A 17,788-nucleotide genomic window follows, 5' to 3' on the forward strand; every position below is an offset into this window, starting at 1 on the left:
CCGCATCGGGTGGCGAGGAGGCGTCCATGACGTCGAGTACGAGTCGGAGTCTGCCGGAACGGATCGAGGGGGCCGACGAGCGCGGCCTGGCCGCCGCCGGACTCGCCTGTCTGGACCGGTGCCTGCCGCTGCTGGCGCCCGACCGCGCGGAGGCGCTCCGGCCGGTGTGGGCGGCGGTGGCGCGCGGGGACGGCGCCATCTGGGCCGAGGCCGTCGCCAAGGCGCGGGTCGAGCTGGACGGCGCCGGGGGCGAGGCCGCCGAGGCCGGCGGGACCGTCACCATGGTCCGCGCCATGCTCGACGGCGTACCCGCCGAGTGGGCCGAGCGGCCCCTGCGGGAGTGGGCCGGGCGGTGCTCCTCGGTGGCCCTCGCCGTGCACCGCCTGTTCGACGTGACCGAGGACGGCCCGCTGCACGCCGGCGAACTCCGGCGCCAGCAGGCCGTCCTGGACGCGGTCGCCCACGGCCCGACCGGACTGCGCCGGGCCCGTGAGCTCTCCGTCGAGGGCGGCCGGGTCCTGCGCGCGGTGGTCGCGCGCCGGGCCAGGACCGCCTGAGGGTCAGCCCTCGGAGAGGGCCTGGACCTCGACCGACGCGGAGGCGACGAGCTCGGAGAGCTGCCGTTCGGCCGTCGCCTTCTCCAGGCCGAGGCCGCTCAGCACGCCCGCGCCGTCCTCGTGCTCCAGCAGGGCGAGCAGGATGTGCTCGGTGCCGACGTAGTTGTGGCCGAGCCGCAGCGCCTCGCGGAAGGTCAGTTCGAGCACCTTCTTCGCCGCCGCGTCGTACGGCACGAGCGCCGGCACGTCCTCGACGGCGGGCGGCAGCGTCGGCGTGACGGCCTCCCGCAGCTGCTCGGCGGTGACGCCCTGCGAGGTGATCCACAGGACGGCGAGCCCCTCGGGCTCGGCGAGCAGGCCGAGCGCGAGGTGGCCGGGGACGGTCTCGTCGTTCCGCGCGGCGATCGCCTCGTTCTGCGCGGCGACGACGACCGCGCGGGCGCGCGGGGTGAAGCGGGCGAACCCGGCGTTCGGGTCCATCTTCTCGGAGTCGGGGTCCTTGGGGACGAACCGCTTCTGGGCGGCCTGGCGGGTCACGCCCATGCTGCGGCCGATGTCGGTCCAGGAGGCGCCGGAGCGGCGGGCCTGGTCGACGAAGTGGCCGATGAGGTGGTCGGCGACCTCGCCGAGGTAGTCCGCCGCGATGACCGCGCCGGAGAGCTGGTCCAGCGTGTCCGGGTGGACCTTCTTGATCGCTTCGATGAGTTCGTCGAGACGGATGCTGACGTTCGGAACCACGGGCTGCGTCATGAGGCAACCTTAGGTTGACAGTCCCTGACTGTCAACGGGTGGTTGACAGTCGCTGGTGCTCACTCTTTCGAGTGATGTGTCGTATCGCGTGAAGATGGGAGAAACCGGGCGGCCCAGGGTCAAAAAAAGGGAGACGACCGGGGCCGCCACCCCCCACAGGAGAGGCCCCGGTCGTCATCCACGGAGCCGCAGCACGGCTCCGTACTCCATACAGCGCCGGTGGTGCGGTTTCTGTCACACCACCCGCTCGGGGAGCGAAGGTTGCAAGTTGCACAAGGTGCGCGTACCACGTGGACGCGACCCCCGCACTCGACGTAGTTTGCTGGAGCGCGAGGCGGACTCGGCGGCGATGACCAGCCCCGACGACCCGGCCGACGTACTGACGCGCGCGCAGAAGGCGACCGACGGACAGGGTTTGGGGAGTGCTGGGGGACGACGCGGAGCTGACGGCCGCGGTGCTCGCTGCGCAGAACGGGGACGAGGACGCCTTCCGGACTGTGTACCGCGCCGTGCATCCCCGTCTGCTGGGCTACATGCGCACACTGGTCGGGGACGCCGACGCCGAGGACGTCACCTCGGAGTCCTGGCTCCAGATCGCCCGCGACCTCGACCGCTTCAGCGGCGACGCGGACCGCTTCCGCGGCTGGGCGGCCCGGATCGCCCGCAACCGCGCCCTCGACCACATCCGGATGCGCGGCCGCCGGCCCGCCTCCGGCGGCGACGAGACCGAACTGACCGACAGGCCCGCCGACTCCGACACCGCGGGCGAGGCCCTGGAGGCCCTGGCCACCGGTGACACCCTCGCCCTCATCGCCCGGCTCCCGCAGGACCAGGCCGAGGCCGTCGTCCTCCGCGTCGTCGTCGGCCTCGACGCCAAGAGCGCCGCGGAAGCCCTCGGCAAGCGCCCCGGCGCCGTCCGCACCGCCGCCCACCGCGGCCTGAAGAAGCTCGCCGAACTCCTCGGCGTCGACGGCACGGCCGGCCCCGGAGCGGGGGAGGAGGGCGCCGACGGCGGCCAGGCGCTCGACGGCGTGCCACCCCAGCGCGGCCGGAACCCGGGGTTCATAGCCCCCGGCGGTGTGACGCATTGGCGTCCGCGTACGCAGAAGGACATGTGATGGCCGACGAGCGGTACCAGTGGCTCGACCCGGAGGCCGCGGAGCGGCTGCTCCGCGGCGAGCCCGTCGACCCCGTCGACCCGTCGGCCCGCACCCGGGCGGCGGCCCTCGCCGACGCCCTCGACGCGGCCCGCGCCGCCACCGCACCCGCCCCCGGCACCCCGCTCGCCGGCGAGGAGGCCGCCCTCGCGGCCTTCCGCACCGCCTCCGCCGCCCGCGCCTCGGCCGCGGCCGCGTCCGCCGCCCCGGCCGACCTCGGAGGGGTCCGGCTCGCCCCCGCCCCCGGCCCGGGCCGGCGATGGGGCCGCTCCCTGCGGTACGGGCTGGCCGCCGCGCTCGCCGCCGTCACCGTCGGCGGCGTCGCCGTCGCCGCCGGGACCGGGGTCCTCCCGCTGGTCGACAAGGAACCCTCCCGTACGGTCACCGCCGCGGAGACCGCCACCCCGCCCGAGCCGCGCGAACCGACCGCCGGCATCGAACGGCACGGCGACCCGTCCCGGAGCGGGGACCCCGGCCACCCGTCCGGCACGCCCGCGCCCGGCACCAGCCCCACCGCCGGCCCGCACGACGGCACCGCGAGCCCCGGCCCGGGCACCACCCCCACCGGGGAGGACCGCACCGACCGCGACCCCGCCGACCCCACCGCCACGGCCCGCGGCGGCGACACCGGCGAGGTCAGGCTCGCGGCCTGCCGCGACTACCGCTCCGGCCGCCTCGACGAGGCCGGCCGCCGCCGGCTCGCCACCGCCCTGCGCACCGGCGAGACCCTGCGGGTCTACTGCGACCGGCTCTTCGGCGGCGACACGGACGCGTCCGGCTCCACCGGTTCCACCGGCTCGACGGGCTCCACCGGTTCCGGCGGTTCCGGCGGCGACAAGGAGAAGGACGGCGACGCCAAGGACGACGGCGACGCCAAGGACGAGGACGGGAACGCGCCCGACCTCTCGCACGGCACCGTCCCCACCCCCAGCGACCCCAGCCGCAGGCGCGGCCAGGACCGGCCCGACCCGAAGGACCGCCCCAAGGCCAAGCCCAGGGCGAAGACGGGGACGCAGGCCGGGACGCGGTCCGGGCCCCGGGTCGAGACGATGGCCGGGGCGCCCGTCGAGGCCCTCGCGCTCTGCCCGACGGAAGCCCCCGAGCCCGGGGTGTGACACTTTCGGGCCCGTCGGCGCAGTACTGAATGAGCCGACTGGTCATCGGCCGCGCAGAGAGCCGGGGTTCCCCCCGTACCTACGGCTCCGCGCACCCGGCGCGGGTGGGACACGTTCCCCCGGTCCCACCCGCGCCCCTTCTTCCCTCCCCGTCCGCTACCAGTGGACGACGACCTTGTCGCCGACCTTCACCTGGTCGAAGAGGGCCGCGATCTTCGCCCGGTCCCGGACGTTCACGCAGCCGTGCGAGGCCCCGTCGTAGCCGCGCGCCGCGAAGTCCGCCGAGTAGTGCACGGCCTGGCCGCCGCTGAAGAACATCGCGTACGGCATCGGCGTGTGGTAGATCGTCGACGTCCAGTCCTTGGCCTTCCAGCCCACCGCGAAGGTGCCCTCACGGGTCGGCGTGTTCTCCGAACCGAAGCGCACGTCCATCGACGAGACCACCCGGCCGTCGATCATCCAGGCCAGCGTCCGGCTCTCCTTGCTGATGCAGAGCACCCGGCCCGTCATGCAGCGCGCGTCCGGCGTGTCCAGCTTGTTGCTGGTCGACGGCTTCAGCTCGTCCGCCGTCGGCTTCTTCGTCATGCCCAGCAGCCGCTGCCACGTCGTCTCGTCCACCGACCCCGTCGCGGGCAGCCCCCGCTTCCGCTGGAAGCCCGAGACCGCCTTCGCCGTGATCGAGCCGTAGAAACCGGTCGGCGCCCGGTCGAAGTAGTCCAGCTGGCGCAGCCGCGCCTGGAGCTCCCGCACCTGGTCGCTCTCGTCGCCGTCCTTCATCAGCACCTTCGCCGAAGGCGCCGGAGCGGGCGCCGAGGTGGGAGGCGCGGACGTCGGGGCGGGCGAGGACGGCTTCCCGTCACCGGACGTGGGAGCGGGCGCGGGTGCGGAAGTCGGCGCGGTCGTGGGCGCGGTGGACCCCCCGCCGCCTCCGGACCCGGCCGCCTGGGCCGTACAGCCGGTGACGGCGAGCGCGACGGCGGCCGTCGCGAGAACGGCTCTGCGTATGGCGGAAGAACGCTTCATGGTTGCCCCCCGATGGAAGATCTGTGTCCTTAGGGATGCTTCCCGCGGGCCCGTGGTTGCGCACCTGTGCGAGCAAGCGCTCATGCTGTGAGGAAGGTCCCAGCGTGCTGCTCTCCACCGGGCCGCACGCCCACGGCTACAGTCCGTCGCGAGGGTCGGTACCGCCGGGTAAGAGCGGCAGCAGGTCAATCGGGAGGCACAAGCAATGGCGCGCGAGTCGGAGTCGGGACTGCCCATCGAGCCGGTGTACGGGCCGGACGCCTTGGAGGGCTGGGATCCGGCCGAGAAGCTGGGGGAGCCGGGCGCGTACCCCTTCACCCGCGGCGTGTACCCGTCCATGTACACCGGCCGCCCGTGGACCATGCGGCAGTACGCCGGCTTCGGCACCGCCGTCGAGTCGAACGCCCGCTACAAGCAGCTCATCGACAACGGCACGATGGGCCTCTCCGTCGCCTTCGACCTGCCCACCCAGATGGGCCACGACTCGGACGCGGCGATCGCGCACGGCGAGGTCGGCAAGGTCGGCGTGGCGATCGACTCGGTCGACGACATGCGGGTCCTCTTCGACGGCATCCCGCTCGACAAGGTCTCCACGTCGATGACGATCAACGCCCCCGCCTCCCTCCTCCTGCTGATGTACCAGCTGGTCGGCGAGGAGCAGGGCGTCCCCGCGGACAAGCTGACCGGCACGATCCAGAACGACGTGCTGAAGGAGTACATCGCCCGCGGCACGTACATCTTCCCGCCCAAGCCCTCCCTCCGCCTGATCGCGGACATCTTCAAGTACTGCAAGGCCGAGATCCCGAAGTGGAACACGATCTCGATCTCCGGCTACCACATGGCCGAGGCCGGCGCCTCGCCCGCGCAGGAGATCGCGTTCACCCTCGCCGACGGCATCGAGTACGTCCGCACCGCCGTCGCGGCAGGCATGGACGTCGACGACTTCGCGCCCCGCCTCTCCTTCTTCTTCGTGGCCCGGACGACGATCCTGGAGGAGGTCGCGAAGTTCCGCGCCGCCCGCCGGATCTGGGCGCGGGTCATGAAGGAGGAGTTCGGCGCCAAGAACCCCAAGTCGCTGATGCTCCGCTTCCACACCCAGACCGCCGGCGTGCAGCTCACCGCGCAGCAGCCCGAGGTCAACCTGGTCCGGGTCGCCGTCCAGGGCCTCGCCGCCGTCCTCGGCGGCACGCAGTCGCTGCACACCAACTCCTTCGACGAGGCCATCGCCCTGCCGACGGACAAGTCCGCCCGCCTCGCCCTGCGCACCCAGCAGGTCCTCGCGTACGAGACCGACGTCACCGCCACCGTCGACCCCTTCGCCGGCTCGTACGTCGTCGAGAAGATGACCGACGACGTCGAGGCCGCCGCCCTGGAGCTGATGGCCAAGGTGGAGGAGATGGGCGGCGCGGTCAACGCGATCGAGCGCGGCTTCCAGAAGAACGAGATCGAGCGCTCCGCCTACCGCATCGCCCAGGAGACCGACTCCGGCGAGCGGGTCGTCGTCGGCGTCAACCGCTACACGATCGACGTCGAGGAGCCCTACGAGCCGCTCCGCGTCGACCCGGCCATCGAGGCCCAGCAGGCCGACCGCCTCGCCAAGCTCCGCGCCGAGCGCGACCAGCCGGCCGTCGACGCGGCCCTCGCCGCCCTGAAGAAGGCCGCCGAGGGCACGGACAACGTCCTCTACCCCATGAAGGACGCCCTCAAGGCCCGCGCCACCGTCGGCGAGGTCTGCGACGCCCTCCGCGAGGTCTGGGGCACCTACGTGCCCAGCGACGTCTTCTGATCCGAGGAGACACCACGGCCCCCGCCTCCCGGCCAGGGACGCAGGGGCCGAAGTGGCCCCCGGCCGAAGCGTCGGCCGGGGGCCTTCCACGGTCAGACGGCGGGCGCGCCGCTCCCCGGGCACGTTTCGGTGCCCGTTCCCGCACGCTGGTGCATGGCGGTCGGCTGGCCGGGCTCGGCGCCCACGCCGGCCCCGCAGACAGGGCAGTTCCCCTCGCACATGCCGGGGTCGAATCGCTTGGTCACGGACAGTCCTCCTTGGGATAGGCGGTGCTGACGGTGGTGCGACGTACGCTCCCCGGGCGATGCCGGGGAGGGTCTAGAACTGGCGCGCGAAGATACGCGAGCCGTCATAGAAGGTGATGGTGGCCCCGTGCTGAGGGCCCGCACCCTCTTGGGTGGACCACCGCTCGATCTGCGAGATCTCCGGGCATTCGGACTGCGCGAGCAGGGCCGCGAGCCACTCCTCGGGAGAGCCGGCCGACGCGGGGTCACCCAGCGGGGCCACCGGCGCCCCGGTCACCGGCTCGTCGGCGAAGCCTTCGTGCTTGGCTCCGTCGGGGAGCTGACCGGTGAAGTGCCACCGGGTCTCGCCGGTGCTCGTCGTGATCGCCAGCCCGAAGGGGCGCTTGGTGTCGCCGGCCTCGGCGAGCGTCTGCACGCGGCTGACCGTCGGGTGGTTCTTCACGAGGTCGAGGACGTAGTCGGTGAATCGCTGGGGGCGCATTTGTGATCATTCCTCTCGCGGGCGGCCCGCCCATCCTATGGACTGAGGGGCGGTGGTCCTGGACGTCAGCGGGTGATGCCGTAGACCAGGGCGGCGAGGAGCCCGGAGACGGTGAGGACGTACAGGGCCTGCCGGCCGCGCTCCGTCACGGAGCGTCCGTGGGTACGGGCGGCAGGCCGGTGCGGCCGATGAACGAGGCCGACGCACCGGTCTCCCGGTAGTCGCGGATCGAGAGCAGCATGTCCCGGGCGCAGACGGCGAGGTGCCGTGGGTACGACCACGTACCCAGAGGCCCGTCGGCCGGACCGGACTCACGTAGGCCGTCCCAGACGATCAGGGCCGCTCGGCCCCGCGTGCACCGGGCGGCCTCGGGGATGGCGGCGAGGCCGTTGGCCAGGACGGCGCAGTACGTGAGCAGGGTGTTCGTCAAGCGGGCCACCTCCCACTCGCCGGGGTGGTCCCGCAGGGCGAGAACAGTACGGATGGTCGCCTTCGCCTGTTGCTCAACGCGCCGGTCTACCGAGGCCCCTTCCTGGACGAGGAGCGCGCCGAGGTGAACATTCATGGTGGCTTCGCGCGGACGGGCTTGTTCAGGCATGAGTGCTCCCTCCCTTGGGGGCATTCCCGCAATGCGCCGTCCGCCCCGGTGGCTGTGGCTCGATGATGGGCGGACACGGCACCGCACAGACAGGCCATCGAGTGGCCACGCATGGCCACGTCGCGGCCAGGGCCCTGAGGGACCGGAATGACACCTCACACTGGCGGCATGAGCCGCAACGACGCTCTCCGAGCCGCGCGCCTGAAGTCCGGGTGGAGATCTGCTGACGCCGCGGCCGCCGCCCTCACGGCACACGGCCGGCAACTGCTCGACGACCCGCACTTCACCGTGTCGCCGAGGACCTGGCGCCGGTGGGAAGGGCCACGCCCGGGTTGGCCTTCCGAGGAGACCGCGCTCGTCCTCCGTGACGCCTTCGGGAAGTGGCCCGAGAGCCTCGGATTCACCACCCCGCCGGGCTGGATCCGGCCCGAGCACCACGAAGAGACCAGCATGCAAGCCGCCCGCTTTCTCGACGTCACTGCCGCCGCACTTGTTCCCGGACCGCTTTCCCGGCAGCAGGTCGACCCTGCGCTCGTCGACTACTTCCAGTCCCAGCTCGAAGGCCACTACCGCGCCGACATGATGCTCGGCCCGCACGACCTGATCGGCACCCTCGGCCCCCAGTACCAGCTCATCGACAAGCTCACCCGCAGCGCGACCGGAGAGACCCGTCGCGGCCTGCTCCGCGTCGGCGCCGCCTACGCCGCGCTCGTCGGCTGGCTCTATCAGGACGCCGGCGATATGAGCGCGGCCGTGTTCTGGCGGGGCATCACCCAGGAGATTGCGCTCCGGGCCCGCGACCCGCACCTCATCGGCTACGCCATGGTCAACTCCGCCGTCGTGAGAACAGACCTCGGCGACGGGGCCGGAGTCGTCGACCTGTGCGAGGCCGCTCTCGACGAACCAGCGGCCGTCGTTCCGAAGATCCACGTCATGGCCATGCAGCAACAGGCCCACGGCGCCAGCCTGCTACGAGACCGGGCCGAGGTCGACCGGCTCATCGACCAGGCAGCCAGGCTCCTGCCCCGGGTCGACGACGACCTCCCATGGGGCAACGCGTGCAGGCGGACGCCCGGCTACCTGGAGGTGCAACGCGCCACCTGCTACGGGCGGCTCGGGCTGGGCGTCGAGGCGGGTGCTCTGTGGGAGGAGGTGCTCGCCCTCGTCCCTGCGACCGCACGCCGAGACCGTGGCGTCTACATGGCGCGGTACGCCACCGCCGCTGCCACCGCACGCCAGCCGGAACAGGCTGTGGAGATCGTGCGGGAGGTGGCGGCCATCGCGGTGGAGACCGGCTCGGCCCGGATGCGGAGGGAGCTGGAGACGCTGGAGCGGGCGATGCGGCCGTGGCACGATGCGCCCGTAGGCCAGGACCTCGCCGAGGCCCTGGCGCCGGTGACGGAGGGGACCTGATGTCGGACGGGAAGCGGCCGCTGTCGGAGGCTGAGATCGAGGAGGCGCTCGCCGGCGTACCCGGCTGGCACCGCGACGGGGACGAGATCACCCGCAGCTACGCCATCCGCTATCACGGCGGCGTCGCCATGATCGTGCATGTCGCCGACGTCGAGCGGCTCATCGGCCACCACGCAGACATCGACCTCAGGTGGGGGCGCGTCCGGTTCGGCATCACCACCCACGACGCCGGCCACAAGCTCACGGCCGCCGACTTCGACCTCGCCCGCCGCATCGATGTCATCGCCGCCGCACACCTCGCCGAGCCGCTCGACGACTGACCTCGGAGACGACGAAGCCGGCCCCAGATGGTGGGGGGCGGCGTTCACCGGGGCAGCCCTGTGTGCGCCGGTCTGCGACGAAGGCCGTGGCGGCGCCCGCCGTTCGGGGTGCAGCCGCAGCGAGGTCAGTGCGGTCTGGCGGCTGAGTGTTGCCCCGATGGTCGTGCACCCGCCGAGCACGTGAGTCGCTGGGGCATTACGGGGTGACCAACCCCATAAGTGTCTTACCAGTACCGGTGTGCGACACTCCGCTTCATGCTGGGTGTCACCGATCTGCCGACCTACCTCGCCGGGCTCGTCCTCATCATCCTCCTGCCGGGGCCGAACTCGCTGTACGTGCTGTCCGTCGCCGCCCGCAAGGGCACCCGGACCGGATACAAGGCCGCCGCCGGCGTCTTCACCGGCGACACGATCCTGATGACCCTGGCCGCCCTCGGCGCCGCCTCCCTGCTCCAGACCACCCCGCTCCTCTTCATGATCGTGAAGTACGCGGGCGCGGGATACCTGGCCTGGATGGCGTACGGGATGCTGCGCGCCGCCCTCGCGATGTGGCGCACCCGGCACGAGACCGCCGCCGAGACCGCCGACGCGCCGGAGACGGGCCCGTCCGAGCACCCGTACCGCCGGGCGCTGGTCATCAGCCTCTTCAACCCGAAGGCGATCCTCTTCCTGATCTCCTTCTTCGTGCAGTTCGTGGACCCCTCCTACGCCTACCCGGCGCTCTCCTTCCTGGTCCTCGGCACCCTGCTCCAGCTCGGCAGCTTCCTCTACCTGACGACCCTGATCTTCGGCGGCACCCGCCTCGCCGCCGCCTTCCGCCGCCGCAAGCGCCTCTCCGCCGGCGCCACCTCCGCCGCCGGCGCCCTCTTCCTCGGCTTCGCCGTGAAGCTCTCCCTGAGCAGCGCCGCCTGACGTTCGAGCATTCGTTCACTCGTCCGTGCGAAGCGTCCGGCTTCTCGTCCGCAGGTCCGGAGGTCGTACTACGGTCGCATTGTGACCAGCCGCTCCCCGTCTCCCGGCGCCCCCGCGCACGCCCGGTACACCTACCGACTCCGTGCGTCGGCCACGGCGCGCGCCCTGCTGCTCGGGGAATGGGGCCGATGCCGGTGGATCTGGAACGAGTGCGTCGTGCGGTCGAAGAAGGCGTATGCCGCCGGAGAGAAGTGCGGACCGGCCAGGCTGGACAAGATGCTCACCGAGGCGCGGGCCGTCACGCCCTGGCTCTCCCAGGGTTCGTCGGTGCCGCAGCAGCAGATCATCCGTGATTTCGGCAGAGCCCGTACGAAGGCGCTGAAGGACATCAAGGATCGGGTGCCCGTTCGGCGGCGGGCAGGACTGCCGACGTACAAGAAGAAGCGCGAGGCTGGTCCGACCCTCAACTACACCCGGAACGGTTTTCGGCTGAAGGACGGACGTCTGCACCTCGCGGGCGGCGTCGTGTTGTCGTTGGTGTGGTCGCGGGCGCTCCCCGCCGACCCGACCTCCGTACGCGTCTACCGGGATGCCGTCGGACATTGGTACGCCTCGTTCGTGGTTCCCGTCCACGTTCAGCCGCTGCCCGAGACCGGAGCAGTGCTCGGCGTCGACTGGGGCGTGAAGGAGATCGCCACCACCACGAGCGACGCCCACGACCTTCCGCATCCGGAGTTCGGCCTGACGGCGAGGGAGCGGCTGTCTCGATACGACCGGATGATGGCCCGGCGGAAGCCGAAACGGGGTAAGACCGCTTCGAAGGGATACCGGGAAGCGAAGAGGCTGCGGGCGAAGGCGCACCAGAAGGTCGCCAGGCAGCGCGTGGACACCGGCCGGAAGTGGGCCAAGAAGGTCGTACGCGACCACGACGTCATCGCGGTGGAGGATTTCCGCCCCCGGTTCCTCGCCAAGACGACGATGGCACGTAAAGCCGCCGACGCGACGATCGGAGCGATCAAGAACGCCCTGATCGAAATGGGCCGCAAGCACGGGCGCGACGTCCGTCTCGTGAACCCGGCCCACACCACCATGGACTGCGCGCGGTGCGGAGCGAGAGCCAAGCACGCCCTGCCGCTGTCGGAACGCACGTACACGTGCTCAGCGTGCGGAGTGACGTGCCCGAGGGACAAGAACTCGGCCCGCGTGATGCTCGTCCGGGCAGGTCTGGACCCGGCTGGTGTCGAGGGTGTGAGACCTCCTGGAGCGTGGCTCCAGGAGGCTGCCTGAGCCAGGAATCCCAGTCCTTGACGGGGCTGGGAGCTTTCAACATCGGAGACTTCGCCACCACACCACGGCCTACCCTTTCAGCGCGCAGTTGACCCTCACATCGTGTCAGGGCATTCCGTAGGGGGCGTCATGTTTGCCATCGGAGACTTCGCCCGGCACGGGCGGGTGTCGGTCCGGATGCTGCGTCATTACGACGCCATCGGACTGCTGCGCCCGGCCCATGTCGACCCGCACAGCGGGTACCGCTTCTACTCGGCGGACCAGCTCGCGCGGCTCAACCGTGTCATCGCGCTCAAGGACCTCGGCTTCACCCTGGAACAGGTGGGGGCCATCCTCGGGGACGAGATCGGCGCGGAGGAGCTGCGCGGGATGCTGCGGTTGCGCCAGGCCGAGCTGGAGACGGCCCTGGAAGCGGCGCGGGCCCGGCTCGCCCAGGTCGGTGCGCGGCTCCGAGTCATCGAGAGCGAGGGACGCATGTCCACGCAGGACGTCGTCGTCAAGAAGATCCCGGCCGTGCGGATCGCGGAGCTGAGCGCGGTCGCCCGCGGCTTCGAGCCGGAGGCCATCACGCCCGTCATCGGGCCGCTGTACGAGGAGCTGTGCGGCCGGCTGGAGGCCGCCGGGGTCACCGGGTTCGGGCCGGGGATCGCGTACTACGAGGACGCCGGGAAGGGGGACGGGTCGGTCGTCGTGCACGCCGGGATGACCGTGCCCGAGGGCGCCGTGGCGGAGGGCGTGCGGGTGCACGTGCTGCCCGGGATCGAGGAGGCGGCGACCGTCGTCCACCGGGGTTCGATGGACGACGTCCTCGCCACCTCGCAGACCCTCGCCGCCTGGATCGACACCAACGGGTACGCGTCGGCCGGCTTCGCCCGTGAGCTGTACCTGGAGTGCCCGGAGGACCCGGCCGGGTGGGTGACCGAGATCCAGGAGCCGATCAGGCGTCCGTGACCGCGAGGGCCCGGGACCTCCGCACAGGTCCCGGGCCCGTCTCGTGGGGCGCGGGGCTACTTCAGCAGCGCCTTCCGCAGCCGCAGCGCCCGGCGGGCCAGCCGGCGGACCCTCGGGTGGCGGGGGACCGGCAGACCGCCCGGCAGGTCGAGGACGGTGAGCCGGCGGCGGGTGAAGTGGTGCCGGGTGCGCTCGGCGTACGGCCCGGAGAGGTGGCGTACCGCCGCCTCCCGCAGGTCGGCCCTTATGTTCGGCTGCATCGCGAAGCCGACCGCGGCGACCAGGTCGTCGAGGCGGGCGGCGTCCGTCACCGGCTCCTCGTCCTCGGGGCCGGGGACCAGGGGCGGGAGGACCGCGTCGACGACGGTCAGGGGGATCCGGTTGCTGTTCTGGAACGGGGTGAGCCGCTGGAGCAGCTCCCGGGTGCCGACCCGGGCGACCGGCAGGCCGTAGAAGGTGCGGGCGGTCATCAGCGCCGTAGAGAAGCAGCCGACGACCAGCGCGGGCCGCAGCTCTCGGTAGAGCACCTCGGCGAGGACCGGGCGGGTCTCCACGGTCAGTTCGGCGCCGAGCCGGGCCGCCTCCTCGGCCAGCGCGGCCGTCCAGGAGTCGGGGGCGGTGGGGTGCGGCTTGAAGACGAGCCGGCGGTGGCCGCGGGCGACCGCGCCGCGGACCATGCCGAGGTGCAGCTCCTCCTCCTCGGCGGTCGTCATCAGGTTGAGCGCGGCCAGGTACTGGCCGAGGAGCAGCGCGGGGCCCTCGCCGCCGCCGGCCGGGGCGTCGGTGCCGGCCAGTTCGGCGACCGTCTTGGTGAACGCCTCGACGGGGACGGTCTCCGGCACCGCGCCGAACTCGCCGAGCAGCAGCGGCCGCAGGCCCGGCACCAGGTCGAGGTGGAGGAGGCGGGCGGCGCGGCCGCCGATCAGCGGGTCGATCTTGTTGCGGGTCGGTCCGTAGCTCATCAGGCCGTCCGCGTAGACGGTGATGGCCGCCTCCGGGAGGAGGGTGGCGATGGCGAGGGCGGGGGTGACCTGGATGGACTCCAGGACCAGTTCGACCCGGTCGTCGCCGAGTCCCCACAGCTTGTGGAGGTGGCGCTGGAGCATGGGCACGTCCTGGCCGCGCGGGGTCCAGCCGCCGGGGTGGAGCGGCGAGATGGTCTCGTTCCAGGAGACCACCTCGTCGAAGCGGTCGCGGATCCGGTCGAAGCCCTCGGCCTCGTCGAGGGCCGGGGTCGTCTCCGGGACGGGCGCGTTGTGGGTGACGAGGAGGATCCGCCGGGCGGCGGTGCCGAAGCAGCCGCTGTCTATGGCGGCGGCCAGGGTGACCGCGCCGTAGAGGGTGGACGCGGCGAAGATCTGGGTCGTACGGCGCTCGCTCACGCGGCCACCTCCGAGGGGGTCGGGCCGGCCGCCGGACCCCGTCCGCCCGGCGGGGCCGGCGGCGGGGGCGCGGGGCGCCGGCGGCGCAGCTTGCGCAGGACGGCGGCCCGGTCGCCGCCCATCGCGGTCAGCGCCTGGTCGAGGACGTCCTGCGGCATCCGGCGCAGCGCGCCCGCGCTCATCGCCTTCAGCTGTCGGGCCACGTCGGGCTCGAACTTCTCGAGGGAACCGACGTGATGGGCGATCACCGCGCAATAGGTGCGGACGGCTTTCGGGAGAAAGCGGTCCGCTTCCCGGTCCTTCGCGGTCTCCTCGATCACCAGGTCGAATGCGCGGATGAAATCCAATTGCCGGACGTCGCCGATCTGGGTGAGGGAGGTCGCCACTCCGCGCCGGTAGAAGACGCCGAGTTCGCCGATGGCGGCGAAGGATTCCGCCTCGCGGTGCAGCCGCCAGATCCACGGCCGGTCCTCGGCGGTGCGCAGGCCGTGCGGGAAGTGCAGCAGGCCGCGGTCGAGGAGCCGGCGGTGGTAGATCCCGGCCCAGGCGAAGGGGTAGTCGACGGAGGTGGTGCGGTGGGCGGGGAGGATCGCCTCGCGCGGGTCGAGGACCTCGGTGCGGCGCGGCACGGGCACCCGGCGGACGGAGCGGGCGCGGCCGGTGACCGAGGTGTGGTCGGTGCGCAGGAAGTCGCAGCCGAGGTCCTCGGCGGCGGCGACCAGCCGTCCGTAGTAGCCGGGGGAGAGCCAGTCGTCGCCGTCGAGGAAGGCGAGGTACTCGCCGCGGGCGGCGTCGAGGCCGGTGTTGCGGGCCGTCGCGAGGCCCTCGTTCCGCTCGTGCCGGATCAGGCGGGCGCCGGGCAGTTCGCGTACGGCCCGTTCGAGGATCTCCGGGGTGTCGTCGGACGAGCAGTCGTCGACGAGGAGGAACTCGAAGTCGTCGCGGGCGTTGGCGCGCAGACTGGCGAGGGTGTCGGGGGCGTATGTCTGCACGTTGAAGAACGGCACGACGACGGAGAGCTTGACCACGCGGCCGACGCTAGGCGGCCGCCCGGCCGCCCCGCCGACCGTCCGGGGGATTTTCGGTGAACACGAAGCGGCGGGCTGATTAACCGCCTTTACCCGAGGGGTTTTCGGGCCGTCCAACTGCTGAATCCCGGGCCGCTTCAGATCACGGAGAGGTGCTGTTCACCGTTTGTTGCGGCTCAGTTGGGCCGTTGACCGGAATGGACTTCTAGCGTCCTCGACGTGCCAGCAAGTTCCAGTGAAGCGGTACGGGTAGCCGTACTCGCGGATTCCGACACCCGGTGGAAATGGGGTGCGCTCACCGCGCGCCGCATCACCCCGGCGGACGTCTCCGGTTCCGAAAAGGAGCCGACCGGTTCCGAGACGGAGCCGACCGGCTCCGGAAGCGAGCCGACCGGTTTCGTCCTCCGCGGCCGGGCCACTCCCACCGCCCGCCAGCTCGCCGAGACGGGGGCCTCCACGGCCGCCCCGCGCGAGGTGACCGGCGCGGAGTTCCTGCGCGAGGTGCGGGACGCGGAGGCGCGCGGCGAGCGGTACGACGTCATCGTCCTCGCGCTGGTCGGCGGCACCGTCCGGGCCGTCCTCCAAGGCCTCGCCGACCTCGGTCTCGACCGCCGGCCGGTGATCGTGACCGGCTATGTCGGCGTGGTCTACGAGAAGCTGGCCGACGGACTGCTGCTGCGCCACGGCGCCGACGTGGTCCTCGCCAACTCCCGGCACGACGCGGAGCGTTTCCGCGCCGTGTACGAAGGGGTCGGCGCGGGCGCCGAGTCGGTCGTCGAGGCCGCCCTGCCGTTCCTCGGCGGCGCCCCGCACCGCCCCGAGGCGGGCCGCGACACCCTGGTGTTCGCCGCCCAGCCGTCCGTCCCGGTCACCCGGAACGAGCGGGCGTACGTCCTGGAGCGCCTGGTCCGGCACGCCCGGCTGCACCCGGAGCGCGAGGTCCTCCTCAAGCTCCGCTCCAAGCCCGGCGAGCACACCACGCACCTGGAGGAGCACCCGTACCAGCGGCTGGTGCGCGACCTCGACCCGCCCGCCAACTTCCGTCTGGTGTACGGGCACATGGGCGAGGTCCTGGACCGCACCGACCTGCTGGTCACCGTCTCCTCCACGGCCGCCCTGGAGGCCCTGCACCGCCGGATCCCCACCGCGATCCTCACCGACTGCGGGGTCCGCGAGGTCAACGGCAACCACCACTTCATCGGCTCCGGCCTCCTCACCTCCTTCGACCGGCTCGACCGGGGCGAGGTGCCCGAGCCCGACGAGGAGTGGCTGTCCCGGCAGGGCGTCGCGGCCGGAGGGTCGTACGACGCGGCCTTCGACGCCGCCCGGGAGCGGGTCGCGCAGCTGCTCGCGCTGCCCGAACTGCCCCCGATCAGCCCCTACTACACCGCGGAGACGGCCCCCGGCTACCTGCCCGGGATCCTCGCCCGCCACCGCCTGGACGTCACCGCGCCCCCGGTCCGCGACAGCGGGCTGCGCCGGATCGTCCGCGAGGCGGCGCGCGGCGCCTACCGCCACGGCGTGCAGCGCGTGGCCCCCGTCGTCCGACGCCTGGGAGAACTGTGATGACCGTGAAGAAGCCGAGCCCCACCGTGCTCGCCGTCATCCCCGCACGGGGCGGCTCCAAGGGCGTCCCCGCCAAGAACCTCGCCCCGGTCGCCGGGATCCCGCTGGTCGGGCGGGCCGTCCGGGCCTGCCTGGGCGCAGTCGGCGTCACCGACGTCGTCGTCTCCACCGACGACCACGCCATCGCCGCCGCCGCCCGCTCCTTCGGCGCCGAGGCGGTCCAGCGCCCCGCGGCGATCGCCGGCGACACCGCCACCAGCGAGTCCGCCGTGCTGCACGCCCTGGACGCCTTCGAGGCGACCGCGGGCCGCACCGCCGACGTGGTCCTCCTCGTCCAGTGCACCAGCCCCTTCCTGACCTCCGCCGAGGTCGCCGCGGCCGTCGCCCGGATCGTCGACGGGGAGGCCGACACGGCCTTCACCGCCGCCCCCTCGCACGGCTTCCTGTGGCGCGAGACGGCGGACGGCGCCACCGGCGTCAACCACGACAAGGCCCACCGCCCGCGCCGCCAGGACCGCGAGCCCGAGTACCTGGAGACCGGCGCCGTCTACGCGATGGACGCGGCCGGCTTCCGTAGCCACGGGCACCGCTTCTTCGGCCGCACCGCGCTCGTCGTCACCGATCCGGCGCGCGTCCTGGAGATCGACGACCCGCACGACCTGGCCCGCGCCAAGGCCCTCGCCCCGCTCCTCGACGAGCCGGCCACCCCGTCCTTCGCCGACGTCGACGCGGTCGTCCTCGACTTCGACGGCACCCAGACCGACGACCGGGTCCATCTCGACGCGGAGGGAAGGGAGTTCGTCTCCGCCCACCGCGGCGACGGCCTCGGCATCGCGGCCCTGCGCCGCGCCGGACTGCCCGTCCTCATCCTCTCCACCGAGCAGAACCCCGTCGTCGCCGCCCGCGCCCGGAAGCTGAAGATCCCCGTCCTGCACGGCATCGACCGCAAGGACCTCGCCCTCAAGGAGTGGTGCGAGGCCGAGGGGATCGACCCGGCGCGCGTCCTCTACGCCGGCAACGACGTCAACGACCTGCCCTGCTTCCACCTCGTCGGCTGGCCCGTCGCGGTGAGCAGCGCCCACGACTCCGTCCGGGCGGCCGCCCGCGCGGTCACCGCCACCCCGGGCGGCTTCGGAGCGATCCGCGAGATCGCCGCCTGGCTCCTCGGACCCGAGCTGAACACCCCCACCCCTCTCCCGAACTGAAGGAAGCACCAC

The 17,788-nt window shown here is 72.6% G+C and carries 17 protein-coding genes; 11 read left to right on the plus strand and 6 right to left on the minus strand.

Annotated elements, in window-relative coordinates; genetic code table 11:
* Positions 1-26: 26 nt before the first annotated feature.
* A complete protein-coding gene (locus tag IF73_RS0118115) occupies positions 27-557 on the plus strand; it encodes a hypothetical protein (protein WP_031009108.1) in 531 nt (176 codons plus the stop codon).
* Between the two features lie 3 nt (positions 558-560).
* Here the strand turns inward: IF73_RS0118115 and IF73_RS0118120 are convergent, their stop codons facing one another.
* Positions 561-1,307, minus strand: coding sequence for a Clp protease N-terminal domain-containing protein (locus IF73_RS0118120; protein ID WP_031009109.1), 747 nt, complete (start codon positions 1,305-1,307; stop codon positions 561-563).
* Positions 1,308-1,729: 422 nt separating this feature from the next.
* On the opposite strand from IF73_RS0118120, the gene IF73_RS0118125 reads away from it, so the two are divergent.
* Together IF73_RS0118125 and IF73_RS38680 are read left to right on the plus strand one after the other, a co-directional pair.
* Complete coding sequence (locus tag IF73_RS0118125; protein WP_031009111.1) at positions 1,730-2,425, plus strand: RNA polymerase sigma factor; 696 nt, start codon at positions 1,730-1,732, stop codon at positions 2,423-2,425.
* Positions 2,425-3,579 carry a hypothetical protein gene (locus tag IF73_RS38680; protein WP_051716946.1) on the plus strand — a complete coding sequence of 385 codons (1,155 nt, stop codon included), beginning with the start codon at positions 2,425-2,427 and terminating at the stop codon, positions 3,577-3,579. The genes IF73_RS0118125 and IF73_RS38680 overlap by 1 nt, the downstream gene beginning before the upstream one ends.
* Positions 3,580-3,735: 156 nt before the next feature.
* Here IF73_RS38680 and IF73_RS0118135 read toward each other — a convergent pair whose 3' ends face one another.
* Positions 3,736-4,356, minus strand: a complete 621-nt coding sequence (locus IF73_RS0118135) for a L,D-transpeptidase family protein (protein WP_031009113.1) — start codon at positions 4,354-4,356, stop codon at positions 3,736-3,738.
* Between the two features lie 451 nt (positions 4,357-4,807).
* Between IF73_RS0118135 and IF73_RS0118145 the strand changes: the two genes are divergently transcribed.
* On the plus strand, positions 4,808-6,388 hold the full coding sequence (locus tag IF73_RS0118145) for an acyl-CoA mutase large subunit family protein (protein WP_031009116.1): 1,581 nt from the start codon (positions 4,808-4,810) through the stop codon (positions 6,386-6,388).
* A gap of 318 nt (positions 6,389-6,706) precedes the next feature.
* On the opposite strand, the gene IF73_RS0118155 is transcribed toward IF73_RS0118145, so the two are convergent.
* A complete protein-coding gene (locus IF73_RS0118155; RefSeq protein WP_031009117.1) occupies positions 6,707-7,114 on the minus strand; it encodes a hypothetical protein in 408 nt (135 codons plus the stop codon).
* A gap of 145 nt (positions 7,115-7,259) precedes the next feature.
* A complete protein-coding gene (locus tag IF73_RS0118165; protein ID WP_158822039.1) occupies positions 7,260-7,712 on the minus strand; it encodes a hypothetical protein in 453 nt (150 codons plus the stop codon).
* Positions 7,713-7,880: 168 nt separating this feature from the next.
* Here IF73_RS0118165 and IF73_RS0118170 point away from each other — a divergent pair, with 168 nt between their 5' ends.
* From IF73_RS0118170 to IF73_RS0118190, 5 genes are all read left to right on the plus strand, one after another.
* Entirely contained in the window at positions 7,881-9,125 is a 1,245-nt protein-coding gene (locus IF73_RS0118170) for a hypothetical protein (RefSeq protein ID WP_037879586.1), read from the plus strand.
* A complete protein-coding gene (locus IF73_RS0118175; RefSeq protein WP_031009123.1) occupies positions 9,125-9,445 on the plus strand; it encodes a 4a-hydroxytetrahydrobiopterin dehydratase in 321 nt (106 codons plus the stop codon). Before IF73_RS0118170 ends, IF73_RS0118175 begins: the two co-directional genes overlap by 1 nt.
* Before the next feature lie 255 nt (positions 9,446-9,700).
* Positions 9,701-10,357, plus strand: coding sequence for a leucine efflux protein LeuE (leuE, locus tag IF73_RS0118180; RefSeq protein WP_031009125.1), 657 nt, complete (start codon positions 9,701-9,703; stop codon positions 10,355-10,357).
* 81 nt (positions 10,358-10,438) lie between these two features.
* The gene (locus tag IF73_RS0118185; protein WP_031009128.1) at positions 10,439-11,644 is read left to right on the plus strand and encodes an RNA-guided endonuclease InsQ/TnpB family protein; all 1,206 of its coding nucleotides are present in this window, start codon (positions 10,439-10,441) and stop codon (positions 11,642-11,644) included.
* Positions 11,645-11,773: 129 nt separating this feature from the next.
* Positions 11,774-12,595, plus strand: coding sequence for a MerR family transcriptional regulator (locus tag IF73_RS0118190; protein WP_031009130.1), 822 nt, complete (start codon positions 11,774-11,776; stop codon positions 12,593-12,595).
* 56 nt (positions 12,596-12,651) lie between these two features.
* Here the strand turns inward: IF73_RS0118190 and IF73_RS0118195 are convergent, their stop codons facing one another.
* Positions 12,652-13,977 carry a polysialyltransferase family glycosyltransferase gene (locus IF73_RS0118195; RefSeq protein ID WP_031009133.1) on the minus strand — a complete coding sequence of 442 codons (1,326 nt, stop codon included), beginning with the start codon at positions 13,975-13,977 and terminating at the stop codon, positions 12,652-12,654.
* Positions 13,974-15,005, minus strand: coding sequence for a glycosyltransferase family 2 protein (locus IF73_RS0118200; RefSeq protein ID WP_031009136.1), 1,032 nt, complete (start codon positions 15,003-15,005; stop codon positions 13,974-13,976). Before IF73_RS0118200 ends, IF73_RS0118195 begins: the two co-directional genes overlap by 4 nt.
* Before the next feature lie 219 nt (positions 15,006-15,224).
* Here IF73_RS0118200 and IF73_RS0118205 point away from each other — a divergent pair, with 219 nt between their 5' ends.
* Positions 15,225-16,571 (plus strand): DUF6716 putative glycosyltransferase, encoded by a 1,347-nt coding sequence (locus IF73_RS0118205; protein ID WP_031009138.1) that lies wholly within the window; start codon positions 15,225-15,227, stop codon positions 16,569-16,571.
* A complete protein-coding gene (locus tag IF73_RS0118210; RefSeq protein WP_031009141.1) occupies positions 16,571-17,776 on the plus strand; it encodes an acylneuraminate cytidylyltransferase in 1,206 nt (401 codons plus the stop codon). Before IF73_RS0118205 ends, IF73_RS0118210 begins: the two co-directional genes overlap by 1 nt.
* Positions 17,777-17,788: the final 12 nt, after the last annotated feature.

It is taken from the genome of Streptomyces sp. NRRL F-5727 (assembly GCF_000719555.1).
Taxonomy (GTDB): Bacteria; Actinomycetota; Actinomycetes; order Streptomycetales; family Streptomycetaceae; genus Streptomyces.